The following is a 23,461-nucleotide window of genomic DNA, read 5'->3' on the forward strand; positions in this document are numbered from 1 at the left end:
TTCTGAGACTATGATAGCAAGTCTTTTTTGAAAAATCTCGGCTTTTTGGACAAGCGGTAAAATGAGGGAGATGAGAGGTAAAAATCCAGACATCAAAAAATCCCCGACCAGAGGTCAGGGATTTGCTCTTAGCGGGCGACAATCTTGCGGTAACTGCGAGAAGTCAATAAGAATACTAAAATATAGGTCAGGAGGAAGACGCCGCAAGTTGCAAGTGTTGTCTGGATTAAGAGAGGAAGATTGGTCACTCCCAATAGAGCAACAATCAAGCGCAACATATGAAAGACAGCTGCTATATGTAGAAAAGCAAAGATAAGAGGTAGGAAGAAAACAGTCAAAATCTGCTTGCGGATGGTACTTCTAGTCTGCTTTTCGTCTAAACCAACCTTTTGCAAGATGATAAAGCCATCACGGTCCTCATAGCCTTCAGAGATTTGCTTGTAGTAAATCACAAGAACAGCTCCTAGAAGGAAGATAACAGATAAGAAGACACCGATGAAGAGCAAGGTTCCGGTAAGTTCCTGATAGCTCTTTTCTGCGCTATGACGATCACTAGCCATTGCGTAGCTACCATCTTGGGCCTGTTCCTGATCCAAAGTGTCCCTCAGTCCCAGCTGGACTTGCTCAACAAATTTCTTACTGCCCTTAGTCTCTGAAGCAACTCCAATGTAGTAGTAATGTTCCACATCGAGATTAACATCTTTGCTATCATTGACCACCATATAGAGCCCCTGTTCCATGGTTACATCGTTTGGATTAGGGATTTCCCCATGCGTGAAATTCGACGATAAAAGCTGCTTAATCTTCCAGTCCTTGCCATTCACTCGGAGAGGCTTGTCCTTATTTAAGGAAATATTTTTCCCGTAAACTAGGGTTTCATCGTCTGCTAAGTCTATCTTTTCCCCTGTCATTTTTTCATAATCCTGGCGATTGATGACTGTAATCGTGCCTGCAGACTTGGTCAAGATACTTGTATCTGACTCCAGCTCTCTTTGCATTGGAACTGTCACATCATTACCAGCCAGTTTCGTAATGAAGGCTGATTGGTAGAGATAGGTAGTATAGCTTGGCTTCTTCAGATCTGTGTCCTGAGCGACTTGCTGGACCTTGTCCAACAGATCCTCCTTCTGATCGGTCGATTTCGGCAAGACGATACTGACATTATAATCCTTCGGATGCAAGGTAGTAATATAATCCTGACCTCCAACATAGATATTGATTGTACCGACCAGAGTCACTAAGAGCATGGTAGATAGAATGGAGATAGTTGCCAATCCTGCTGCATTTTTACGCATCCGCGAGATAAGATTGGAAACAGAAATGAAATTCTGCGTTTTATAGTAGTAGCCTTTGCGCTTTTTGAGAAATTGTAATAGTGTAATCGAACCTGCATTAAAAAGCAGATAGGTTGCGATGATAACCATGACCACAGCTATAAAGAAATTGCCGATAGCAGCGACAGGCTTGGTAACGGTCAAAGCCATATAATAAGCCACACCCATGAGCAGGAGCCCCAGCAAGGTTTGCAGAAAAAGGAAGCGTCCCTTCTTCTCGCCTGCTTTCTTTTCTTTTACAAGATGCAGAGAGCTATAGCGTAGAAGACGCGTAGAGTTGAGCAACAAAATCACCGCAAAAGCGACACCTAGACTAGCTAGAGTGATCCAGACATTCTGCCATTGAAAGGTCGAGGCAAGAACTGCCGGCATTCCCATCAATTTCAAAAGAACGGCGTAGAGCATCTTATCTAAAGCTAGGCCAGACAAAATACCCAGACCAACTGTAGCCAGATAAAAGACACAGAGTTCAAAGAAGGTCATAAGTAGCAGGTGACGCTTTTCCATCCCCAACACACTATAAACGCCAAGCTCACGCGAACGGTTCTTCATGACAAAGCTATTGGCATAGGTGATAAGGATGAGCACCGCAATCTGAATGACCTGGATACCAAACTGCAAGGTCATCCGAGCTGCTGTACCACCATAAGAGGTCTCCATATTTGGACTGTGAGCCAGTGAGACAAAACTATACAAAATCGCTGTTGCCAGTACTGTCGCCAAAGCAAATGGATAATACAAACTGCGATTTTTGATCAGATTTGATAAAGCCAGTTTACTCGTTAGTTTGAACATAGTTGCCCACCTCACTTGCCATAACTGTCAGAGTATCGGAAATCTCTTGGAACATCTGCCGCTCGGTCTTGTTACCGCGGAAGATTTGATTGTAGAGAATCCCGTCCTTGATAAAGAGCACCCGCTTGGCGCGGCTAGCCGCTGAAGTCGAGTGAGTTACCATGAGAATGGTCTGGCCGCGGTCATTGATGTCGTCAAAGACATCCAAGAGAGCCGCCGAAGACTTAGAATCCAGCGCTCCTGTTGGCTCATCCGCCAACAAGATCTCAGGCTCAGTGATAATAGCGCGGGCTACCGCCACCCGCTGCTTCTGGCCACCAGAAATTTCATATGGAAACTTCTCTTGGAGTTTATTTATCCCCAGCTCATTGCAGGTTGTGACCAGCTTTTGCATCATCTCGGTAATGGGACGACGAGAGAGAACCAGGGGCAGCAGGATATTATCCTTAACCGACAGGGTGTCCAATAGGTTGAAATCCTGAAAGACGAAGCCTAATTTTTCTCGGCGGAAGCTGGAAGCCTGGCTGTTTTTGATGGTTGCTGTGTCAGTTCCGTTGAGAAAGACGCGCCCCTCAGTCGGCTTGTCCAGCATGGCTAAGATGTTGAGCAGGGTGGATTTCCCAGAGCCTGACTCACCCATAATGGCCACGTATTCACCTTTTTCTACCGTAAAGTGAATATCCTTTAGTGCCTCTACTTGGCTACCCTGAAAGCGAGTTTTATAAATCTTTTTCACATGTTGTACGTCTAATAAGGTCATCATGATCTCCTTTTCTATAATTCCATTTTAATACAGAAACAGCTTTATTTCCATATTCTACTAATTTTTAAATGCCAATATTTTTATCTCTGCACTAGATATGCAATCAGTGCGATGATCCAGAGATGGGCTGGGTAAAAGATATAGAAGAAATACTTGCCCCACTTGCCATTATAGCCTCGCTCGCCATTGTAGAGATGGAGGAAGGGCAAGACGGTAATAAAGGCCCAGTCTGAATTGTAGAGCATCATCGAAATGGTGGCTCCCATGGTTGGGTAGATTTCAATGCTCAGACAGAAGAGCAGAAAAGCCAAGACCATGTAAGAAAAAGTTCTGAGAGCAGGCTGATTGCGGAAGATATAGCTAATCAGCATCAAAGGAATAATGGTCATGCCGCCTTCTGTCAAAAAGACTCCTGCCAAACCAATTAAGACTGCCGCTCCAATCCGCAAATAGCGCTTCTCATCCATAATCTCTTCACCTTTTTTGGAAAGACCAAATACAAGATTGAGCACCAGAACGCCACAGGCTAAGCTGAGAAAGATATTATTCTCAAGATGAATCCCCTTGCTATGAAAGAGCATGGTCAGGATGCTATTGCCCAGCTGCATGATAGCCGCCCAGATAAACAAGCGAGCATTGTAGGCCAAGCGATTGCGCGTATGCAGAAAGCCTTCTACTGCGCTAAAAGCAAACCAAGCAGCTACACAGCGGGTCAGCAGGTGGAAAATCCCGTCCCAGCCTGTCGGCAAAAGCCCTGGAATCTTACCAATATGATCAAAAACCATTAAAAAGGCCATGAAAAGCTTGAGTTGGAAAGCATTGAATCCTCTTGTTTTCATTTCATATCTCCTTGTCTTCTTTATACATCTATCTTACAAAAAAAGAAAGGTCGGTACCATAACCTAACCTTTCAATTTCACTGGCCAACCTTACAAATTTGTAAGAATGCCTTATTCAAATATCATCTTCTTCTCTGAAAAACTAATTATGACAGTTGTTCCCTGTCCGACTTGAGAAGCGATGCTAATTTGATGCCCCAGCTCATCTGCAATTTTCTTGGACAGATAAAGTCCCAAGCCAGACGACTGCTGAGTCAAACGACCATTATAGCCCGAAAAACCTCGCTCGAAAACCCTTAGCAAATCCGCATCTTGAATGCCCAGACCGCTGTCTTTGATATAAAGCGTATCCTCCTGAAAATAAATCTCAATCCCGCCTTGACTGGTGTATTTCAGACTATTTGACAGCACTTGCTCCAAAATAACGACGAACCATTTCCTGTCTGTGATGATGGTTCGGTCCAGATCATGCAGATTGAGGCTCAAGCCCTTTTGGATAAAGAAAATCGCATACTTCTTGACAATCTCCTTGACCAAATCTTCAACATTTTCCTTTTTCAAGACCAAATCCTCGTGGAAACTCTCCAAACGAAGATACTGCAAGACGATATTGACATAGGACTCAATCTTAAAGAGCTCTTGCTCCAGCTGATTCTTGACCTTCTTGTCCTCAATTTCTCCGACCAGCAATGAACTAGCCGCAATAGGCGTCTTGATCTGATGAGCCCAGAGCGTATAGTAGTCCATCAGGTCATTTAGCTTCTCCCTCTCCTCAATCGCACGGTTCTTCTTGTCCATTTCCAAAAGAGCCAGTTTCTCAAAAAGGAGAACCTCTAAGGCTGTCTGAGGCCGACCTGAGGCATAGAAGAGCTGGTTGCGATATTCCTTATAGGCGCTAGCTAGATCCATTCCCAAGAAAAAGCTAGCGAGGAGAAAGGCTAAGAGCAGCTGATACTCTAGCAGGCTGCGCCCGTCTTCAAAAATAAAGGCAAACATCCCCATAATTGAAAATACAATCAGCAAGAGCAACAAGATGAAGCGACGGGAGTACAGATGATGCTTCAAAAAGAAAAATTTATCCTGCATGTCCATTGGTTAAACCGTATCCTATCCCTTTTTTCGTCTCAATGAAATGTTTCAGACCGTGCTCTTCCAGCTTCTTGCGCAGGCGGGCAACATTGACGGACAAGGTATTGTCATCAATAAAGAAATCACTGTTCCAGAGCTCCTTCATCAAGTCATCACGCGCCACGATGCTGCCAGAATGCTCAAAGAGCACCCGCAAGATCTGAAATTCATTCTTGGTCAGCGTCACAAGCTCGCCCTCATAGACCAAATCCATGGATTTGAGATTTAAAATCACGCCCTGATATTCCAAAAGGCTTTGGTCTGTCCCAAACTCGTATGAACGTCGCAGCAGGCCTTGAACCTTTGCCAAAAAGACATTATTGTCAAAAGGCTTGGTCACATAGTCATCTGCGCCCATATTAATGGCCATGACGATATCCATGGACTGGTCGCGCGAAGACAGAAACATAATCGGCACCGTCGAAATCTTCCGAATTTCCTGGCACCAATGGTAGCCGTTAAAGAGAGGCAGACCAATATCCATCAGCACCAGCTGGGGCTCCTCCTTGACAAAGGTCGTCAAAACCTGCATGAAATCTTCAATCGCCACAACCTGATAGCCCCATTGCTCCAGCATTTTTTTGATCATTTGACGGATGACCGCATCATCCTCGATCAGTAAAATCTTGTGCATTCCATTTCCTCACTCATTTTTCTTACTGCTATTATATCAAATTCTCCCTTAAATCACAGAGACTTTTTTCTTTTGGAACCTGCATTATTTTCAGAAAGTTTCAGGAAATCCTTCAAGAAGTATTGACAAAAGTAGAGTAAAAAGATAAAATAACACTACATTCAGAATTGTCTGAAAATTCATTTTTTATAATAAGGAGATTATTATGCTAGAACAAACTCAGACATCTACCTGGCAGTCCAAACTAAAAGCCCTAGGTCCTGGGATCCTCATGGCCTCTGCTGCTGTTGGCGGCTCTCACATTGTTTCCTCTGCTCAAGCAGGGGCCAAGTATGGCTGGGCTTTGATGGGACTGGTCATCTTGGCCAACCTCTTCAAATATCCCTTCTTCCGCTTTGGTGCTGAGTACACCTTAGAAACTGGTCACAGCTTGGTTGAAGGCTATACCCAAAAAGGAAAAATCTACTTGGGCATCTTCTTCGTTTTAAATGTCTTCTCCGCCTTGGTCAATACAGCAGGGGTTGGAATTCTCTGTGCTGCCATTATCGCCAGCGCCTTTCCAAACGCCCTTGGACTCAGCATTACTCAATGGTCTCTGATCCTCATCATCCTGATCTGGGCAATGCTACTCTTTGGTGGCTACAAGTTCCTGGATGGCCTTGCTAAATGGATCATGTCCGCTCTAACCTTTGCAACCGTTATTGCGGTCATCGTTGCCATTATCAAGCATCCTGAGTACGGGGCAGACTTCGTTGAAAAGACACCTTGGCAAATGGCTGCCTTGCCTTTCATCGTTTCTCTAATGGGCTGGATGCCAGCTCCAATCGAGATTTCAGCAATTAACTCCCTCTGGACTGCTGAGAAAGGAAAATCTGTCAATATCTCTGTCACGGACGGACTCTTTGACTTTAACGTTGGGTATATTGGTACGGCTATTCTGGCCATCTTCTTTGTCGCTATGGGCGCTCTCATCCAGTATCCAACTGGCCAAGCAGTTCAAGATGCTGGTGCTGCCTACATCCAGCAATTCGTTGGAATGTACGCATCCGTTCTTGGCGACTGGTCACGGATTCTGATTACTTTCATCGCCTTTCTCTGTATCTTTGGTACGGTTATTACCGTTATCGATGGCTATTCCCGTGTAAATGCTGAATCCTTACGCCTCCTTCTCAATGAAGAGAAGACTTCTCAAAAAACTCTGCATATCTGGATGACCGCTACAGCTATTATCGGTGGCGTTATCATCTACTTCTTCCAAGGTAGTGTGGCTCTCATGCTTCGTTTTGCCATGATTGCTTCCTTCCTGACTACTCCATTTTTTGCTCTTCTAAACTATCTCCTCGTTACGAGCGAGAATAAACATCTGAGCAAATGGCTAAAAGGTCTTTCCATCCTTGGTCTGATCTTCCTCTTTGGCTTCGCCTTATTCTTTATCTACGCCATCCTCATCGGTAAGGCTTACTAGATTAAAAGAGCTGGAAATACTGAAGAATATCTTCAGGTTTCCGCTCTTTTATTTTTTCCTTTCTGACAGCTAGCTCCACTTATGCTATACTGGAAGAAGATAGAATATTGGAGATAAATATGGGAATAATTTTTGATTACCTAGACCAAGTAGCTTACGACAGTATCTACGACACCCCCTTTAATGAACTGGATATGCTGATGCTGACGGAGATAACTTATCTGCCTTTTGACCAGATCGTGTCTGACCAGATGTCCCCTGATTGTACTTGCCGCTTGTTTGAAGCTGCTGAAAAAGTTCCCCAGGATTTGTCCATGTTGGTGACTAAAAATCGGCTGAAACTTTTAGAAAAGGTAGCCAGCTCAACCCGCTTCAAAAATATTAAGCTCATGGGCTATGTCAATGATATTGACCCTGATGTTCAAAAGCAATTTGCAGCTATGATTTTCAAAATCAAGCCTGATAGCTATGTCCTGACCTTCCGCGGAACCGATGATTCCATTATCGGCTGGAAAGAGGACTTCCACATGACCTATATGGATCAGGTCCCAGCTCAAAAAACGGCGGTCAATTATCTGCGAAAAGCCATGGATGCTCTGCCTGGGCAGTTCATGCTGACAGGTCACTCGAAAGGAGGCAATCTGGCTTCCTACGCTGCTAGTCAGATTGAGCCAGAGTATCAAGAGCGCATTCAGAGTATTTACAGCTATGATGCTCCTGGACTGAATCACTCGGTCATCACCAGTCAAGGCTACCAGACTATTTCAGACAAGATAAAGCGCTACATTCCGCAAGGCTCTATCGTCGGAATGATGCTCGAAACGCCCAAGCAGGCTCAGATTGTCAAAAGTACGGCTATCGGCGGTCTGGCTCAGCACGATACCTTCACTTGGCAGATCAGTGACCAGACTTTTGTCCTACTGGACAACCTCAATCCAGACAGCCTTCAAGTAGATAAAACTCTGAAAAATTGGGTAGATAGCGTTTCTGATGAGGAATTAAAAGACTTTTTCGATCTCTTTTTCGGCCTCATCCTGGATGCTGGTATCAGCTCCATCAATGACCTCACCAAGCTGGAAAATTTCAACAAAATCCTAGCTGTTTTTGAAAATGCCAACGCTCTCACTGACCAGGAGCGGGAAATGCTGACGCGCCTGGCTAAACTACTGGTAGACATGCGCTACCAGTCTTGGAAAGACGACATGAACCTGCTGAAGCCTAGTAAACTTGTTCAAGAGGTCAAGGAAAATCTATCCGAATTCACTAAGAATCTTCCTTTCACAAGCAATGATCCCGCTCAAACAGATGAACCAAATGAGCAATAAGCTATAAATACAGCACTTGGCAACTTTCTAATATAAAAGAAAAACAGGTATAGTATCACTACTATTCCTGTTTTTCATGTGATTTAGAAGACCGATTAATCAAATCTCCAAGCTCTTTTATACTTTTTTCCTCATTCGATAAATCGTATAAAAAGACTTTTACAACTATTTTCTTTATATGCTCATTTTGATCTTCATCTTGGATGTAAGAAGGAGAATTTTTCAACTGGACTTCTTTATGCTTAGGATAAATTAAAATAACATTTTCAACATCATATTTATATGCATAAGCATACATTTGATACATATCTGATTGACTGATTCCATAATTTTTACTCGAATCACTTATCAGCTTTTTCCATTTTGTGTCTAAAACAATGGATTTATTATTGTCTAGTTTAGTTCTATCCTTCCCTTGTTTAGACATAATAATATCTGGTTTCAATCCGAATTTTTTCGGAATATCAAATAAATATTTACTTCGTTTCTGTGTTTCTATTTTCCAATCTGAAAACTTAATTTTCAACTGCTTAGCTATGTATGCCTCAAAGATTTTTTCCATAGGAAACAGTAAGGCATTGACACTTTGAATTCCTTTAAAAGTTGAAAAGCTCTTATTCTTCAGAAAAACTTCTGACCAATCTATTAAGTTTTGATAGAACTGAGCATTCCGATCTTTTTTCACTAGAGAAAAATCCTTATCAATATTTGTTGACTGATTGACCATTTCAAACTCAGCCAACAAACGTTTTGCTAACAATTGATTTTTTCCATTTGATGAAATCTTATTCAATTTGAGAAGCGTCGTTTTTATCAAACGATTTTCAGGACGATTGATATGAAACTCATCATAAGCCATATAAAATCTATCTTTACGGACAATATTTTGCTTAATATGCTGGTTAACTAGTAACTTTCCCTTAAAAAACGGAAGATTCCCCTTCAGAGTAACATAATCGGACTTTAAACCTTTTTTCAACAACTCTTGGACTTCATTCAAATACATCTGAATAAAAACTTCATAAATTGGTAACTTAGAATCATTTAACTGGGCATTTTTAAAACTCTTTCCCTTAAATTCTTTCAAACTAGATAACATTTTAAGAAAAAGCTTTCGTAATTCATGTTCATCGCCAATATCAATCTTAGGCAAAATCTCAATTTGAACTTTATTATCTATGTTAATAACACCTACATAATTTCGAGGCTTGATAACTTTGACTCCTTTATGAGATGAAATCCTCAAAAAGTCTGATAATCGTTCCTCAACATCATCACCAGAATTTTCTTCGATAAATTCTTCTAATAAGGTGAAATTTCTTTCTCCTAAATCTTCTTTTTTTATCCCTTGAAATTCTTTAACTGTCAGAATCTTTGATTTCATCTACTTCTCCCGAACTTGAAGTCCCACCATAGATGGCAATATAATTCTTTAACTCCTTAAATGAATCCTCATTAATTTTATAGGTAGGATTTAAGTCAATATCTGAGCTATTTTTAAATAGATCTTCATTACTTTTGACTGAAATAAATTTACTATCAACTTTATTTTGGGGATCAATTCCTAAAACAAGCATAATTTTTTCGTAATCTTCATAGAAATATTCTTGAAGCAATGGAATAATTTTATTTTTAAAGATAGATGCTAATTTATCGATAGTGGCTTTTTCCTCATTATTAAGTGGCATAAAGAAGGCATGCCCTAATGTATGCTCCCTGTCATAAAGAACTTCAATACGTTGGTTCATTTTTTTTAACATCTTTTGAATGTCAATATCTTTATTATTTTCATTATCTTCATTATCTTCATTATCTTCAACAACTACATTAACTACATTCTTTAGTAAACTTATATCTGGCATCATTTCAATAAATTCAAAACGACGTCGAAGAGCTGTATCCATGAGAGCGATAGAACGGTCTGCTGTATTCATGGTCCCTAGAATGTATACATTTTCTGGCACAGAAAATTCTTCTTGGGAATACGGAAGAGTCACTGACATTGCTTCTTCCTCTCCGTCACGCTTCGAATCCTCAATCAAAGTAATAAGTTCTCCAAATATTTTAGAAATATTCCCACGGTTGATTTCATCAATAATAAAAACGTATTTATTACTCTTATCACTAGCAGCCTTATTACAAAACTCTTTAAAAACACCATTTGAGATTTTGTAACTCAGCTCATTTTCCTCACCAATATCACTTAAAACAGGCTTAATCCCTTCAATGAATTCCTCATAACCGTAAGACTGATGGAAAGTTGTAAATGCGATTCGACCAGCAGCTTTTAATTCGTTAAATCTTTCAACATAGTCCTTGAACTCCTCAGAACCATCTTGGTTGAAGTCTTCATCAACCGTATTAACTGCATATTTGATAGAGTTATAAGTTTTACCAGTTCCTGGAGGACCATAAAGGATTGTATTGACTGATGGTAATTTATATTTCATTTCTTCATTCATATCTGATATATTTAACCCCTTTTTATCATCGTTTATACTGATTGTATCGTTTGTATCATTTAAGCTATTTAAGAATTTAGTTAATTCCACCAAATCTTCCGAACCTTTATCATTGATTACCCGAAAGAAGTAACAAATGAAAAAATCTTGTTCTATTTTAAAAAATGATTCCTTTTTTATATTTCCTTCAAATTCTTTTACTTTCTTGTTTTTCGTAAATTCTATATTACCTTTAGGCTTATTTGTAAGCTCCGTGATAACTATATAATCTTCTATCTCTTTAATTCCATTTATCATATACTTTTTTCTTATGTAATATGATTCTGTTAACTTTTTCTTCTCATTATCAATTAAATATTTTCTCTCATTATCAATTAAATGTTTTCTCTCATTTCCAGATCGTGGATGAAAGTCTCTCTCAATTGGAATCCAGCCAATATCGGGATAATCTTTTTTTACATCATCAATTATTTTTTCTATTTTATCTTTAGACATTCTTATTCCTTTTCAATTCGTAATAATTTAACAATTGATTTTTATTAATACCGTATTGACTGGTATGTCAATACTTACTTTACATATTAAACAAACCAATTATCTACGTTCCCAAAACCTCCCAAACTTTCCGTCTGGGAGGTTATTCCTATGTTCTATTTTTTACCAAATAGTAAACTAACTCTCAGTAAAATTCTCTACCCAATCAAACTTCCATTTGATACTTTCTCGTCCACGGTTAGGAGAGTCAGTTGGTCGCCGTGCTCGGCTGATAGAATCATACCTTGGCTGATGCGGCCCATCATTTTGCGCGGTTTGAGGTTGGCTACGATTTGGACTTTCTTTCCGACCAGTTCTTGCTCGTTTGGATAGTATTTCGCAATACCAGAGAGGATTTGACGGTCCTCACCGTCTCCTGCATCCAAGCGGAACTGAAGAAGCTTATCAGAACCTTCAACTTTAGAAACTTCTTTGACTTCTGCGATACGGATTTCTACCTTATCAAAGTCGTCAAACTTGATTTCCTTGCGGTTAAGTTTCAGCTCCACTTCTTCTGGCTTCCATTCTTTTTCAACTGCAGGTTTGTTGCCTTCCATTTGTTCTTTGATATAAGTAATTTCTTCTTCCATATCCAGACGCGGGAAGATTGGCGTCCCTTTTTCTACAACTGTCAGGCCTGCTGGGAGCTGGTCAATTGCTAGATTTTCCAGTGAAACTGCTTGAGGCAAGCCGAGTTGACTGAGGACAGCCTTGCTGGTTTCCATCATGAAAGGCTCAATCATATGCGCCACAACACGGAGGCTGGCTGCCAAGTGGCTCATGACTGCTGCCAGTTCTTTGACCTTAGCTTCATCCTTAGCCAGAACCCAAGGAGCTGTTTCATCGATGTATTTATTGGTGCGGGAGATGAGCGTCCAGACTGCTTCCAGCGCGCGTGGGTAGTCAACTGCATCCATGTGTTTGTAGTAGTCAGCGATGGACTCAGCTGCTACCTGAGCCAGAGCTCCGTCAAAGTCCGTCACATTTTCTTCATAAGCTGGCACTTGACCGTCAAAGTACTTGTTAATCATGGAAACAGTACGGTTGAGGAGGTTTCCTAGGTCATTGGCCAGCTCATAGTTGATACGGCCAACATAATCTTCTGGCGTGAAAGTTCCATCAGATCCCACCGGAAGACTGCGCATGAGGTAATAGCGTAATGCATCCAAACCATAACGTTCTACCAGCATTTCAGGATAGACTACATTGCCCTTAGACTTGGACATCTTGCCATCCTTCATGACAAACCAGCCGTGAGCAATCAAGCGGTCGGGCAGCTTAATATCCAGCATCATGAGCAGGATTGGCCAGTAGATAGAATGGAAACGCAGAATGTCCTTGCCCACCATGTGGAAGACTGTGCCATTCCAGAATTTATCATAATTAGCATGGTCGTCCTGACCATAGCCAAGGGCTGTTGCATAGTTGAGCAGGGCATCAATCCAAACATAGACAACGTGCTTGGGATTTGACGGCACCGGCACACCCCAAGTAAAGGTTGTCCGAGATACGGCCAAGTCTTCCAAGCCTGGCTCGATGAAGTTTTTCAGCATTTCATTGAGTCGGCCATCAGGAGTGATGAAGTCAGGATGAGATTTGAAAAATTCTACCAAGCGGTCCTGGTACTTGCTGAGACGGAGGAAGTAAGACTCTTCCGATACCCACTCCACTTCATGTCCAGATGGCGCAATTCCGCCCGTTACATTTCCAGCTTCGTCACGGAAAACTTCAGCCAACTGGCTCTCAGTGAAGAATTCCTCATCAGATACAGAATACCAGCCAGCGTACTCACCCAAGTAGATGTCGTCTTGAGCCAAGAGTTTTTCAAAGACATCGGCTACAACCTTTTCATGGTAGTCATCGGTCGTACGGATAAATTTATCATACGAAATGTCCAGCAGTTTCCAGAGTTCCTTGACACCAACTGCCATGCCATCGACGTAAGCTTGCGGGCTGATACCAGCTTCCTCCGCTTTTTGCTGGATTTTTTGACCGTGCTCATCAAGACCAGTCAGATAAAAAACATCATAGCCCATAAGACGCTTGTAGCGAGCCAAGACGTCGCAGGCAATGGTCGTATAGGCAGACCCGATATGGAGCTTGCCAGACGGGTAATAAATAGGTGTCGTAATATAAAACGGTTGTTTTGTAGTCATTTTTTAATCCTTTCAAGGCTAATGAAACCTTTTTTGATAACACTTCATTATATCATATTTCCTAACGATTGAAAGAGGAGACTCCTCCTTCTTCTAGCCTTTTTGTAGCTTTACAATCACTTTGCTATAAATCAACTCTATCTTTTGGTATAATAAACTCAGGAAATTTCTACTAGAAAAGGACATTTTATGAAACTCATCTCTTGGAACATTGACTCTCTAAACGCTGCTTTGACCAGTGATTCTGCACGCGCTCAGCTCTCTCAGGCTGTCCTTCGGACCTTGCAAGCAGAAAATGCGGATATCATAGCTATTCAGGAAACAAAGCTTTCCGCTAAAGGACCTACTAAAAAACATCTTGAGATTTTAAAAGAACTCTTCCCAGGCTATGAAAACACTTGGCGCTCCTCCCAAGAGCCTGCCCGCAAAGGCTATGCAGGGACCATGTTCCTTTACAAAAAAGAGCTGACACCCATCGTGACCTTCCCAGAAATCGGCGCTCCGTCAACCATGGATGTCGAAGGCCGCATCATTACACTGGAATTTGACGACTTCTTCGTCACTCAAGTCTATACGCCTAATGCTGGCGATGGCCTCAAACGCTTGGAAGAACGTCAGGTCTGGGATGTCAAATACGCTGAATACTTAGCATCACTGGATGAACAAAAACCAGTCCTCGCAACTGGCGACTACAATGTAGCCCACAAGGAAATCGACCTTGCAAATCCTGCCAGCAACCGCCGTTCACCGGGCTTTACCGATGAAGAGCGCGCCGGTTTCACCAACTTACTGGCTAAAGGCTTTACCGATACCTTCCGCCATTTGCACGGCGATATCCCTAACCAATACACTTGGTGGGCGCAGCGCAGCAAGACTTCTAAAATCAACAACACAGGCTGGAGAATCGACTACTGGCTGACCAGCAATCGCGTGGCTGACAAGGTAACAAAGTCTGCTATGATTGACTCTGGTGCACGTCAAGACCATACACCGATTGTCATGGAAATTGAGCTTTAAGGAGGAAGCCGATGGACTATCAAGCTGTCATTCCCGAATTCGTGGTATCTGACATCGAAAAGTCGCGCCACTTCTACTGCAACTTGCTGGGATTCTCTGTCGAATACGAGCGTCCCGAGGAGAAATTTCTCTTCCTCTCGCTTGAAGACTGCCAGCTCATGTTAGAAGAAGGCAGCGCAGAAGAATTAGCCCAACTGACCTATCCTTTTGGGCGCGGTGTCAATATTTCCTTTGGCATCGAAGATGTCCCTCAGCTCCACCAAAAACTGCTGGAAGCTGACTATCCCATCCATCGTCCGCTGACCAAAAGAGAATTTCGAGTGGGAGATAGCTTTATTTATCCCCATGAATTTGGGGTTTTGGATCCAGATGGATATTTTCTACGATTTAGTGAATAAGAAAAAAGAGGCTGCTAGCCTCTTTTTTCTATTTACAAATAGGTTGCTCGAATCCGCTCATACTATCAGAGGGTATTTTGTAATGGAAAGCGGCCAAAATTCTGATCCGTCAATGCAGGATTCCCTAGCTGATAGACCTTGTCGGCCTGCTGGGTCAAACTATCCCATGGCTCCTTACCAATACGGCTGACCAGGTCAACCTTTCCCTTAAGCTTGGACAAATGCTGGCGCCCCTGCTCGGAAAAGCCTAAAATATGGATACCAGACGGAAGCTCTTCTTGCCTAGCTCCGACTAGGATATAGGTCAGCAGACGCCGAATTCGAGCCTTGGTATAGCGCTTGGTCGCCACCTGCTCAACCAGTTCTTCTATGGTCTCATTGTTTTTCAGAGCCTCCTTAATCCGAACAGACAACTCCTGATTGACCTGATAAAAATCTGTCAAATCCGGACAGGTCATTATCTGGTAACGGAGATAAGGAAAGAGATCTGACCAGGTCACCTTGGGAGCCGTTTCTAGCAAATGATAGGCTGGAGTGAATTTTTTGAGAAAGTCTGGCTGATCTAGATTCTGACGAAGGGCCGTTGCGGAGGCAAATTCCTGATCAGCTGACAAGGAATGGTAGCCAGCCCCCTGACGTTGAATCGGACACAATTTTATACCCTTTCCCGCCACAGCCTTGGCATAGGCCAAACCCAAGATATGATTGGGAGTAGAACCTGAGAAATTGAGCCCTGCAAACTCCTGCCACATGGCCTGAGTCTTCTGGGGATAGGATAGGGAATCAGGCAAACCAGCCAGATAAGCCTCCATCTGCTCTGCCTTTTGACCATAGATCTTGGAAATACTCTCATAATCCAGCACTTCCTCAGTTCCAAACATTAGATGATCAATGCCCAGTCTCTCTAAGATGTCTACTGCCCCCTTAGCGAAAAAGTCCGCCGCCTGAACGCTGACCAAGAAAGGCAGCTCAAGGACCAAATCCGCTCCAGCTTCCAAAGCCATCTGTGCCCGAGTCCACTTATCCACGATAGCTGGCTCCCCTCGCTGAACAAAATTGCCACTCATAGCGATAATTTTCAGACCAGAAGCCTGCTCCAGCAGGTATTTATGCCCATTATGAAATGGATTAAACTCTGCGATAATACCAGTGATTGTCATCTCATTTCTCCGCCACAAAGAACCAGCGTCTACTTGTTTCTGTCGGCTCCTTATCCTCAAAGTCCGCATAAACCTTGACGTTCTTAAAGCCTGCCTGCTCCAGCAAGATATCATAGGTCAGAATCTCATAGGTCCGCTCCTCATGCACCTCATCATGGCGCGTGAAGCGACCATCCTCGTCTTGGACAAAGAAGGTCAGCTCATGCACGATGGAATGAGGCGGTTCGTCCGCATAAGAATCCCAGACCATGGCAAAGGTTTCAGCATTTTCATGATAAGAATAGCCTGGAAAAACCTCATCAATCTGGTAAATCGAGTGCACATCAAAGATAAAGCGGCCGCCCTCATTTAGATGCTGGTAAACCTCAGTAAATACTTGACCGACATCGACTTCGTCCTCCATATAGCAAATCGAGTCCGAATAGCAAGTCACCAAATCAAACTGACCGACGCCACTCAAATCCAGCATATTGCCCTGGATAAAAGGAATGTCCAAACCAGCCTCTTTGCTACGTTTCTCTGCCAAATCCAACATTTCCTGACTCAAGTCCAACCCCGTCACATCAAAACCTGCCTGCTTAAAATAAATAGACTGAATGCCCGTTCCACAGGCCAGCTCCAGCAGCTTTTTCTTATCCTTGGGAAAATGTCGCAGGCTGAAATCCGTCCATTTCTCATACAAAGAATCATCCATAATCGCATCGTAAACCGAGGCGAAGGTCTCATAAGTTGCCATACTTTTCCTTTCAAAAATAGCCCAGCCAGCAGGCTGACTGAGCCGAATTCTGTTGTCTTGCCTAAGGGCAAAAAATCACTTGTTTTCTTCCAATAAGGCTGCAACATCCACACCAGTTGCTTCGTGCCAGAGTTTTTCAAGATTATAGTGCGCCCGCATTTCCTCAGAAAAGACATGGACAACGATGCCACCCAAGTCTAGAAGCACCCAACCGCCAGCTGCGTCACCCTCAACATGGCCAGCAGAAACACCAGCCGCAGCAGCTTTCTCACGGATATTTTCAGCCACCGCATCCAGCTGACGACTATTCATTGAGCTGACGATAACAAAATAATCTGTCACAGTAGTCAGGCCTTGCAAGTCCAAAACCACAATGTCTTCTGCACGCTTTTCATCGGCCGCCTTGACGACCAGTTCCAATAATTCTTGTTCTTTCATAGTTCCTCTTTAATTTTCTTCTATTTCCTTTAAATACCCTACAAAGGTATTGTAAGTCTCCAAGGTCTGCGGGTAGATAGGCATTCCCTTGTGAGCTAAATGCTCCACTGTCCTTGCTGTTTCGTAGGCCACTGCTTGGTTGAGCGACTGCTGGGCCAACTCTCTGGCCTTATCCACTCCCGGAAAATCTCGGTTGTGCTCAATGTAATCAGCGACATAGACGACCTTGTCCAGCTCAGACATGGTGCTACTGCCCACTGTATGAATCTCAATGGCTCGCAGAATCTCAGCATCTTCGATGCCTAAGTCTTCCTGAATCTTGTAAATGCCCACCATGCCATGCCAGACATTATTGCCCCAGTTTTTCAGGTCAGGATCCAGCTGGTATTTGTCAATCAAGGCCAGAAATTCCTCATCCGAGACCTTTTTCGCATAGTCGTGTAGAAGCCCTGCCAAACTCGCTTTTTCGACGTCAAGACCAAAGCGCTCCGCTAATTCACGGGCAGCCTTTTCCACACCTAGACAATGCCGCAGGCGCTTCTCGGGTATGACTGTTTCCATCTTAGCCAGCAAGGCCTCGCGGCTCATGCGGATATAGCTTTCATAGGTCATAGATAAAGCCCTTCTTTCTCGATATAGTCTAACACTGGCTGCGGAAGCAGAAAGTTAGGAGTTCGTCCCTGAGCCAGAAAATCCCGTACCATACTGGAGGAAATATCCATAAGGGGGACATCCACCCAGATGACAGGGTAAGAAGTCCCCGCCTTGTAGCGCGGCCGCTGAACACCGACAAACTGAACCAGCTCAACCAGCTCATCAATCCGGTACCACTTAGGCAGATAGTCTACCATATCCGCACCGATGATAAAGTAATAGTCCGTATCTGGATGTTGCTCTGTCAGTAGCTTCATAGTGTCGTAGGTGTAGGAAATTCCCTTGCGCTCCAGCTCAATGGTTTCAATCCCTAGGCCTTCAATACCCTCGATAGCCAGCTCCAGCATCTTCAGCCGATGCTTTTCCTCAATGGTCTCTTTCTTATCCACATGAGGCGGCTCGTACTCTGGCATGAGCAGGACCTGATCCAAGCCTAACTGTTGCCGGACCTGATCCGCCACAACCAAATGAGCATGGTGGACAGGGTTGAAATTCCCACCTAAAATGCCAATCTGCTTGCGTTTTTTATCTTTAACTTCTGGTTCTAATTCCACCTTGGTAAAGGGGGTCAGTAATTCAATAGCCATAGGCTGACATCTCCACAGAAATTTTTCCTTAAATTTGCTTGACTTTAACAGAGAGTTTGCGATTTTCCTTCTTGCTGGACTGCTTGTAGAGAATCAAGATCCGGCCAATCTTCTGCACCGTATCCACTCCGATTTCCTCTTCCAGAATCTCAGCAACTTCATGGATATTCTCATCTGTATTCTGCAAAAGCGTGACTTTAATCAGCTCTCGTGCGTCCAGTGCCTGACGGACGCTGGTTTTGATTTGGTCATTAAGTCCATTTTTCCCAATCTGAATGATAGGTTTGAGACTATGTGCCTGACTGTTGAGAAAGGCCCGTTGTTTTGATGTTAGTGTCATGTTCTTCTATAAGGCTTGATACAGTTGGGACCTGCTTTTCCCCATTGCTCATAGCCTTTTCCTTCCTTGTTTTAAGGAGATTTATTCTCCTGAGTATTATATAATAGCTTTCCGAGTGACAACCGCCACACCCTCTGGCGCCCAGCCAGCTACGCGGGCAGGACCACTGACGCGAATCCAGCCCAGACCAGAGAAGACGATGTCTGTCTTGTCCTTGATGGTAAATTCATGTTTGACCAAGGCTGGAAATTCTTCCTTTTCCTTGCCAACTGGCGGCACCAAGAGACTGCCGACATGCTTGTCATAAAAGTCACTGGCACCTTCCAACTTGGTTCGGTGGAGCTTAAGCTCATTGTCAAAATAAGCTGTGAAGCCCTGCTTATCGCCTGCCACAAAGTCGAAACGGCCTAAACCACCCAAAAAGAGAGTTTGTTCTGGATTGAGCTGGTAGGTTTTGGGCTTGATTTCCTTTTTGGGGCTGACATATTTGAGATTCTTAGCAGAAAGATAGTGAGCCATCTGGTGACGATGGATAATGCCCGGCGTATCATAGATATGACTGCCGTCTGCCAAAGGAATCTCGATTTTATCCAGAGTTGTTCCCGGGAAGCGCGAAGTCGTAATAATATCCTTATCGCCCGTGATTTCCTGAATAATGGCGTTAATCAAAGTAGACTTGCCGACATTGGTCACGCCGACCACATAAACATCACGCCCTTTACGACAGTGCTCAATCTTGTCAATCAAGTCCTTGATGGCCTGCTTGTTCTGAGCAGAGGTCAAGACCACATCAACTGGACGCAGGCCTTCTTCGTGAGCCCGCTCTGTCAGCCATTGGGTCACCTTGCCATCCTTGACTGACTTAGGCAGAATGTCCTTTTTATTCCCGACTAAGAGCACATCATTTCCTGCGACAAAGCGAGGCAGCCCAGGGATGACCGAGCCATTAAAGTCAAAAATATCGACAACATTGACGACCAAGGCGTCGCTATCTCCAACCTCATGCAGAAGCCGCAGAAAGTCATCATCCGTCAGCTGGACGTCGCTGATTTCATTATAATGGCGCAGGCGGAAACAGCGCTGGCAATAGAGTTCGCCTGTCTCCAAGCCTTTTTCTAGAGCCGACTGGGGCGTGTAGCCTAGCTTGCCCTTATCTTCTGTCTGAATAGGGGCTCCGCAGCCGATACAGAGAAGTTCTTCCATGCTTAAATTCCTTTTTTGTATTGAATTGGGCCGTATTTTTCAGTGATTTTTTTGAGCACACGGCGTTCACGCGCCCGATTGATCTGAGTCTTGATAGAGTCATGCTTGACCAGTGGCTTAACCAAAATCGAACGAATCCCGGCCCGATGCGCTGCTCGAATATCCGTCATGAGCTGGTCGCCCACCATGACCACTTCCTTTTTTTCAAAATGAAAAAGCTTGAGCGCTCGGTCAATGCCCCAAGTGAAGGGTTTCATGGCCCAGTAGATATAGTCAATTTCAAACTTTTCAACAGCCCGCTTGACCCGTTTTTGGTTATTATTGGACACCACGATAATCCGAATACCCGCGTCCCGCAAATCATGGAGCCACTTCTTCATCTCTGGGGTCCCGTCAGGATTATTCCAAGCAATCAAGGTGTTATCCAAATCCACCAAAACCGCTTTGATCCCCTGCCTTTTCAAACTCTCTACTGTCAAATCGTAAACCGCCTCGACCACAAAGTCGGGCATGTAATCTTCAATCGCCACATCTCTCTCCAAAAATCGTATTCGCACTATTATAGCATAAAATAGGCTTTTTGGCACCTATAACCCCATTTCTTCCAAGAGCCATTGGGAGATGCTCCCTCCCCTATTCTCCAAGTAAATGAAAACAGCTTCCCAAGCGGGAAGCTCAAATTTTAATATAGGAAAGAGGATCTTACTTACCAATGACCATCTTTTTCTTTCCGTAATTTTAATTCATAAATTTTTTGAAGATCGAGAATAATACCAGTAGCACCCTCTGCTTCATCTTTTTTTATGTGAAGAACCTTAGAAAATTTCTGAAAATCCTTCTCCTTAATACCTGGTGCAATGCGAATGTCAACAGATTCCCATTGACCATCTTTCTCTTCATATCCTACTAAAGCAACTAGAAATAATTTCCCTTCTATATGACCACCTGTAAAGAAATCTGCCGTATCATTAAAAAGACCACCATAATACGCCGGATTAGATAAAGCAAATAGTATAATATTTTTTCTCTCCAATTTTCCATCAACACTAGCTATGGGAATCTCATCTACCTTCTCAAGCATCGGAAGAACGGTTTCAAGTTTTAATGAAGCAATGAATAAAGAATTGTTGTATGGAGAAGATGGATTCATAATTTTGCCATAGCTATTCACAAACTCTGCGACTCCTCCCAAAAGGAACAAGGAGAAATAACTAACTATAATAGTAAAGTACATTTTTTTTTGAAATATACGTAACAGATTAAGGAAGAAATAATCAAAAATAATACAAAGAGAATAATTGTATGAGGGTGAAAAAATAGATTTATGAGATTCTCATATGCAATCTCCCACATTTTTTGATGATATAAGTTTAGATATTCTTCCACTATAACTCTCCTAACATATAGAATTTTTAGTCCGAGCACAAGCACTCTCCCTGATTTTTGAATGCTTATAGATTATTGCTCACCAGTCATATCATTATATCATCTTTCATACTTTTTAGCACCTATAGCTTCAAAGCTTACAAAAAAGGCAAAAGATGCTATAGTAGATATAAGAATAATTCTCTTGGAGGTGCCTATGGCAAGCAAGGATCGAGAAATGAAAGCTGTTTCTCCCTTTTTGCAAAAAATCATCAACTGGTCGTCCATCATCGGGGCTGTAGGTACAGTGGCCTTTTGCATCTGGGCCTACTATGCAGGAATCCTCCAGTCCAAGGAAACCTTGTCTGCCTTTATCAGACAAGCAGGCATCTGGGGGCCACCTCTGTTTATCTTCCTACAAATCTTGCAGACTGTTGTGCCCATTATCCCTGGCGCCTTGACCTCTGTTGCAGGCATCTTTATCTACGGGCATATCGTCGGCACTATCTACAACTATGTCGGCATCGTCATCGGCTGCGCCATCATCTTCTATCTGGCTCGCACCTACGGACCAGCCTTTGTCCAGTCCGTCGTCAGCAAGCGGACCTATAACAAGTATGTGGGCTGGCTGGATGAGGGCAATCGCTTTGAGCGTTTCTTTATCTTTATGATGATTTGGCCCATCAGCCCTGCTGATTTCCTCTGTATGCTAGCCGCCTTGACCAAGATGACCTTCAAAAAATATATGCTGATTATCGTGCTCTGCAAACCCATCACCCTCATCATCTACACTTACGGACTGACCTATATTATTGATTTCTTCTGGAAATTGTTAACAAAATAAGACTCAAAAACATTAAAAATCGCTCAAGCTAGTAAGCTTGGGCGATTTGTTTATTCTGAAGATGCTGATGTTGTAGGGTGATCGGCAGATGATGCTGACGGTGTCGGAGCTGGTGTAGATGCAGGCGCAGAACTTGCTGGCGGTTCACTGCTAGCGCTCGGCTCAGGAGAGGTCGGTGTCGAACTACTATAGTTGGCACCACCATAATTGCTCTCCGTTGGTTGATTGTAAATTGGCTGCTCGTCATGCTGATAAGTTGCTGAAGAGCTAGAATTAGAAGAGCGCAAGCTTCGGCCTCCCATCAGATCTTCATACAGTACGGCATTGGTTTTCAGAGTCTTAACTGAAGACAAGCCCAACGTTTTCCGAATCAAATTTTGCATTTCCAGCAAATGATCAGACGTAACCAGCTGATAGCTACCGCCATCAGCCAAGGTAGCATCTTCCCCGCGCAATTGTTCAGACTGAATGCTTCTAAAGGCGTCTTTGTAGCCCAATAACTGAGGGATACTTCCCGCATCCAGCGCTACATTGGTCTGCATATTCTTGCTGACTGCTCGCAAAATAGCTTGATAATGACTGATACTATTAAGACTGAGCACCTTCTCAACGACCTTTCGGATCACCTCACGCTGACGTTTCTGACGACCGTAATCCCCCTCTGGATCCTGGTAACGCATGCGGGCATAGACCAAAGCTTGGTCTCCGTTGATCAAATGCTTACCTGGCTCGACAGTTGCAGTGTATTCTGGTTCATTTTCTTCGATGGAAATTGGGAAATCAAAAGTATTGTTGACTTCAATACCGCCAACTGCATCGACTAGCTGAACCAGTCCTTGCATATTGATCATCACATAACGGTCAATATGGGTATTCATCAATTTCTCAATCGTCGCAATGGCCAATTCTGCACCGCCATAAGCATAGGCAGCGTTTAGTTTGGCTTCTGTCGTTTCGCCTTTTTCATCGATTTGAGTCAGAATGTCCCGCTCCAAACTCATCATGACTGTCTTTTTAGTCTGAGGATTGACAGATAGGAGAAGCATAGAGTCGCTATTCCCCTTCCAGGTATCAGACCGCGAGCCACTTCCTGTATCTACCCCCATCAACAAGATTGTCAGCGGCTTGGTTTCCGCAATAACATTCGTTTCATTCCCAAAACCTTTGTAGGTACGGGATAAAGCATCTGTTGACTGATTGTAAATAGTCCAAGCATAGCCTCCTACTCCAATAGCTGTTACAAGCAACAGGCTCAAAAACATTCGTACAATTTTTTTTAACATA

General features: G+C 43.3%; 23 protein-coding genes. 5 read left to right on the top strand and 18 right to left on the bottom strand.

The features are described from left to right. Nucleotides 1-128: 128 nt before the first annotated feature. The 5 genes from A0765_RS06520 to A0765_RS06540 form a co-directional block, all read right to left on the bottom strand. Nucleotides 129-2,129 carry an ABC transporter permease gene (locus A0765_RS06520; protein ID WP_062005445.1) on the bottom strand — a complete coding sequence of 667 codons (2,001 nt, stop codon included), beginning with the start codon at nt 2,127-2,129 and terminating at the stop codon, nt 129-131. Continuing rightward, nucleotides 2,110-2,889: an ABC transporter ATP-binding protein gene (locus A0765_RS06525; RefSeq protein ID WP_005592422.1), complete on the bottom strand. Its 780-nt coding sequence runs from the start codon at nt 2,887-2,889 to the stop codon at nt 2,110-2,112. The genes A0765_RS06520 and A0765_RS06525 overlap by 20 nt, the downstream gene beginning before the upstream one ends. 83 nt (nt 2,890-2,972) lie before the next feature. Then, nucleotides 2,973-3,731, bottom strand: coding sequence for a TraX family protein (locus A0765_RS06530; RefSeq protein ID WP_062005447.1), 759 nt, complete (start codon nt 3,729-3,731; stop codon nt 2,973-2,975). A 111-nt stretch (nt 3,732-3,842) separates the two neighbouring features. After that, nucleotides 3,843-4,823: a sensor histidine kinase gene (locus A0765_RS06535; RefSeq protein WP_062005449.1), complete on the bottom strand. Its 981-nt coding sequence runs from the start codon at nt 4,821-4,823 to the stop codon at nt 3,843-3,845. Beyond that, entirely contained in the window at nt 4,807-5,493 is a 687-nt protein-coding gene (locus tag A0765_RS06540) for a response regulator transcription factor (RefSeq protein WP_062005451.1), read from the bottom strand. Before A0765_RS06540 ends, A0765_RS06535 begins: the two co-directional genes overlap by 17 nt. Nucleotides 5,494-5,698: 205 nt before the next feature. Between A0765_RS06540 and A0765_RS06545 the strand changes: the two genes are divergently transcribed. Together A0765_RS06545 and A0765_RS06550 are read left to right on the top strand one after the other, a co-directional pair. Then, nucleotides 5,699-6,958, top strand: coding sequence for an NRAMP family divalent metal transporter (locus tag A0765_RS06545; RefSeq protein ID WP_062005453.1), 1,260 nt, complete (start codon nt 5,699-5,701; stop codon nt 6,956-6,958). A gap of 119 nt (nt 6,959-7,077) precedes the next feature. After that, complete coding sequence (locus A0765_RS06550) at nt 7,078-8,283, top strand: DUF2974 domain-containing protein (protein WP_062005455.1); 1,206 nt, start codon at nt 7,078-7,080, stop codon at nt 8,281-8,283. A 61-nt stretch (nt 8,284-8,344) separates the two neighbouring features. Here the strand turns inward: A0765_RS06550 and A0765_RS06555 are convergent, their stop codons facing one another. The 3 genes from A0765_RS06555 to metG all read right to left on the bottom strand — a co-directional run bounded on the left by A0765_RS06555 (nt 8,345) and on the right by metG (nt 13,435). Then, complete coding sequence (locus tag A0765_RS06555; RefSeq protein ID WP_062005457.1) at nt 8,345-9,667, bottom strand: McrC family protein; 1,323 nt, start codon at nt 9,665-9,667, stop codon at nt 8,345-8,347. Further along, nucleotides 9,642-11,240, bottom strand: coding sequence for an McrB family protein (locus tag A0765_RS06560; protein WP_062005459.1), 1,599 nt, complete (start codon nt 11,238-11,240; stop codon nt 9,642-9,644). Before A0765_RS06560 ends, A0765_RS06555 begins: the two co-directional genes overlap by 26 nt. A 197-nt stretch (nt 11,241-11,437) precedes the next feature. Beyond that, complete coding sequence (gene metG, locus A0765_RS06565) at nt 11,438-13,435, bottom strand: methionine--tRNA ligase (RefSeq protein WP_062005461.1); 1,998 nt, start codon at nt 13,433-13,435, stop codon at nt 11,438-11,440. Between the two features lie 189 nt (nt 13,436-13,624). On the opposite strand from metG, the gene A0765_RS06570 reads away from it, so the two are divergent. Together A0765_RS06570 and A0765_RS06575 are read left to right on the top strand one after the other, a co-directional pair. Further along, complete coding sequence (locus A0765_RS06570) at nt 13,625-14,452, top strand: exodeoxyribonuclease III (RefSeq protein ID WP_062005463.1); 828 nt, start codon at nt 13,625-13,627, stop codon at nt 14,450-14,452. An 11-nt stretch (nt 14,453-14,463) separates the two neighbouring features. Beyond that, nucleotides 14,464-14,850: a bleomycin resistance protein gene (locus tag A0765_RS06575; protein ID WP_062005465.1), complete on the top strand. Its 387-nt coding sequence runs from the start codon at nt 14,464-14,466 to the stop codon at nt 14,848-14,850. Between the two features lie 65 nt (nt 14,851-14,915). Here A0765_RS06575 and A0765_RS06580 read toward each other — a convergent pair whose 3' ends face one another. The 9 genes from A0765_RS06580 to A0765_RS06620 form a co-directional block, all read right to left on the bottom strand. Beyond that, the gene (locus A0765_RS06580) at nt 14,916-16,010 is read right to left on the bottom strand and encodes a nucleotidyltransferase (RefSeq protein ID WP_062005467.1); all 1,095 of its coding nucleotides are present in this window, start codon (nt 16,008-16,010) and stop codon (nt 14,916-14,918) included. Nucleotide 16,011: 1 nt separating this feature from the next. Next, complete coding sequence (locus A0765_RS06585) at nt 16,012-16,746, bottom strand: class I SAM-dependent DNA methyltransferase (RefSeq protein ID WP_062005469.1); 735 nt, start codon at nt 16,744-16,746, stop codon at nt 16,012-16,014. Nucleotides 16,747-16,821: 75 nt separating this feature from the next. Further along, nucleotides 16,822-17,184: a ribosome silencing factor gene (gene rsfS / locus A0765_RS06590; RefSeq protein ID WP_062005471.1), complete on the bottom strand. Its 363-nt coding sequence runs from the start codon at nt 17,182-17,184 to the stop codon at nt 16,822-16,824. 9 nt (nt 17,185-17,193) lie between these two features. Further along, nucleotides 17,194-17,796: a bis(5'-nucleosyl)-tetraphosphatase (symmetrical) YqeK gene (gene yqeK, locus A0765_RS06595; RefSeq protein WP_062005473.1), complete on the bottom strand. Its 603-nt coding sequence runs from the start codon at nt 17,794-17,796 to the stop codon at nt 17,194-17,196. Further along, on the bottom strand, nt 17,793-18,425 hold the full coding sequence (locus tag A0765_RS06600; protein ID WP_037616072.1) for a nicotinate-nucleotide adenylyltransferase: 633 nt from the start codon (nt 18,423-18,425) through the stop codon (nt 17,793-17,795). Before A0765_RS06600 ends, yqeK begins: the two co-directional genes overlap by 4 nt. Before the next feature lie 28 nt (nt 18,426-18,453). Continuing rightward, nucleotides 18,454-18,765: a ribosome assembly RNA-binding protein YhbY gene (gene yhbY, locus A0765_RS06605; protein ID WP_002896287.1), complete on the bottom strand. Its 312-nt coding sequence runs from the start codon at nt 18,763-18,765 to the stop codon at nt 18,454-18,456. 96 nt (nt 18,766-18,861) lie between these two features. Continuing rightward, nucleotides 18,862-19,968 (bottom strand): ribosome biogenesis GTPase YqeH, encoded by a 1,107-nt coding sequence (gene yqeH, locus A0765_RS06610; RefSeq protein WP_062005476.1) that lies wholly within the window; start codon nt 19,966-19,968, stop codon nt 18,862-18,864. 2 nt (nt 19,969-19,970) lie between these two features. Continuing rightward, entirely contained in the window at nt 19,971-20,498 is a 528-nt protein-coding gene (locus A0765_RS06615; RefSeq protein WP_062005478.1) for a YqeG family HAD IIIA-type phosphatase, read from the bottom strand. 176 nt (nt 20,499-20,674) lie between these two features. After that, nucleotides 20,675-21,139: a hypothetical protein gene (locus A0765_RS06620; RefSeq protein ID WP_257000834.1), complete on the bottom strand. Its 465-nt coding sequence runs from the start codon at nt 21,137-21,139 to the stop codon at nt 20,675-20,677. Between the two features lie 411 nt (nt 21,140-21,550). Here A0765_RS06620 and A0765_RS06625 point away from each other — a divergent pair, with 411 nt between their 5' ends. Next, complete coding sequence (locus A0765_RS06625; protein ID WP_062005480.1) at nt 21,551-22,177, top strand: TVP38/TMEM64 family protein; 627 nt, start codon at nt 21,551-21,553, stop codon at nt 22,175-22,177. Between the two features lie 50 nt (nt 22,178-22,227). Here the strand turns inward: A0765_RS06625 and lytR are convergent, their stop codons facing one another. Further along, a complete protein-coding gene (gene lytR, locus A0765_RS06630; RefSeq protein ID WP_062005483.1) occupies nt 22,228-23,460 on the bottom strand; it encodes a glycopolymer--peptidoglycan transferase LytR in 1,233 nt (410 codons plus the stop codon). Nucleotide 23,461 lies beyond the last annotated feature (1 nt).

It is taken from the genome of Streptococcus cristatus (genome assembly GCF_001588905.1).
Taxonomy (GTDB): Bacteria; Bacillota; Bacilli; order Lactobacillales; family Streptococcaceae; genus Streptococcus; species Streptococcus cristatus_N.

Excerpts from the sequence above, each read along its gene's own strand:
- A0765_RS06555 (WP_062005457.1), bottom strand. The coding sequence starts at position 9,667 with ATGAAATCAAAGATTCTGACAGTTAAAGAATTTCAAGGGATAAAAAAA.
- A0765_RS06585 (WP_062005469.1), bottom strand. The coding sequence starts at position 16,746 with ATGGCAACTTATGAGACCTTCGCCTCGGTTTACGATGCGATTATGGAT.
- A0765_RS06580 (WP_062005467.1), bottom strand. The coding sequence starts at position 16,010 with ATGACAATCACTGGTATTATCGCAGAGTTTAATCCATTTCATAATGGG.
- A0765_RS06530 (WP_062005447.1), bottom strand. The coding sequence starts at position 3,731 with ATGAAAACAAGAGGATTCAATGCTTTCCAACTCAAGCTTTTCATGGCC.
- A0765_RS06550 (WP_062005455.1), top strand. The coding sequence starts at position 7,078 with ATGGGAATAATTTTTGATTACCTAGACCAAGTAGCTTACGACAGTATC.
- A0765_RS06600 (WP_037616072.1), bottom strand. The coding sequence starts at position 18,425 with ATGGCTATTGAATTACTGACCCCCTTTACCAAGGTGGAATTAGAACCA.
- A0765_RS06625 (WP_062005480.1), top strand. The coding sequence starts at position 21,551 with ATGGCAAGCAAGGATCGAGAAATGAAAGCTGTTTCTCCCTTTTTGCAA.
- yqeH (WP_062005476.1), bottom strand. The coding sequence starts at position 19,968 with ATGGAAGAACTTCTCTGTATCGGCTGCGGAGCCCCTATTCAGACAGAA.
- A0765_RS06525 (WP_005592422.1), bottom strand. The coding sequence starts at position 2,889 with ATGACCTTATTAGACGTACAACATGTGAAAAAGATTTATAAAACTCGC.
- A0765_RS06540 (WP_062005451.1), bottom strand. The coding sequence starts at position 5,493 with ATGCACAAGATTTTACTGATCGAGGATGATGCGGTCATCCGTCAAATG.
- A0765_RS06535 (WP_062005449.1), bottom strand. The coding sequence starts at position 4,823 with ATGGACATGCAGGATAAATTTTTCTTTTTGAAGCATCATCTGTACTCC.
- A0765_RS06575 (WP_062005465.1), top strand. The coding sequence starts at position 14,464 with ATGGACTATCAAGCTGTCATTCCCGAATTCGTGGTATCTGACATCGAA.
- rsfS (WP_062005471.1), bottom strand. The coding sequence starts at position 17,184 with ATGAAAGAACAAGAATTATTGGAACTGGTCGTCAAGGCGGCCGATGAA.
- A0765_RS06570 (WP_062005463.1), top strand. The coding sequence starts at position 13,625 with ATGAAACTCATCTCTTGGAACATTGACTCTCTAAACGCTGCTTTGACC.
- A0765_RS06560 (WP_062005459.1), bottom strand. The coding sequence starts at position 11,240 with ATGTCTAAAGATAAAATAGAAAAAATAATTGATGATGTAAAAAAAGAT.
- yqeK (WP_062005473.1), bottom strand. The coding sequence starts at position 17,796 with ATGACCTATGAAAGCTATATCCGCATGAGCCGCGAGGCCTTGCTGGCT.
- A0765_RS06520 (WP_062005445.1), bottom strand. The coding sequence starts at position 2,129 with ATGTTCAAACTAACGAGTAAACTGGCTTTATCAAATCTGATCAAAAAT.
- yhbY (WP_002896287.1), bottom strand. The coding sequence starts at position 18,765 with ATGACACTAACATCAAAACAACGGGCCTTTCTCAACAGTCAGGCACAT.
- metG (WP_062005461.1), bottom strand. The coding sequence starts at position 13,435 with ATGACTACAAAACAACCGTTTTATATTACGACACCTATTTATTACCCG.
- lytR (WP_062005483.1), bottom strand. The coding sequence starts at position 23,460 with ATGTTAAAAAAAATTGTACGAATGTTTTTGAGCCTGTTGCTTGTAACA.
- A0765_RS06545 (WP_062005453.1), top strand. The coding sequence starts at position 5,699 with ATGCTAGAACAAACTCAGACATCTACCTGGCAGTCCAAACTAAAAGCC.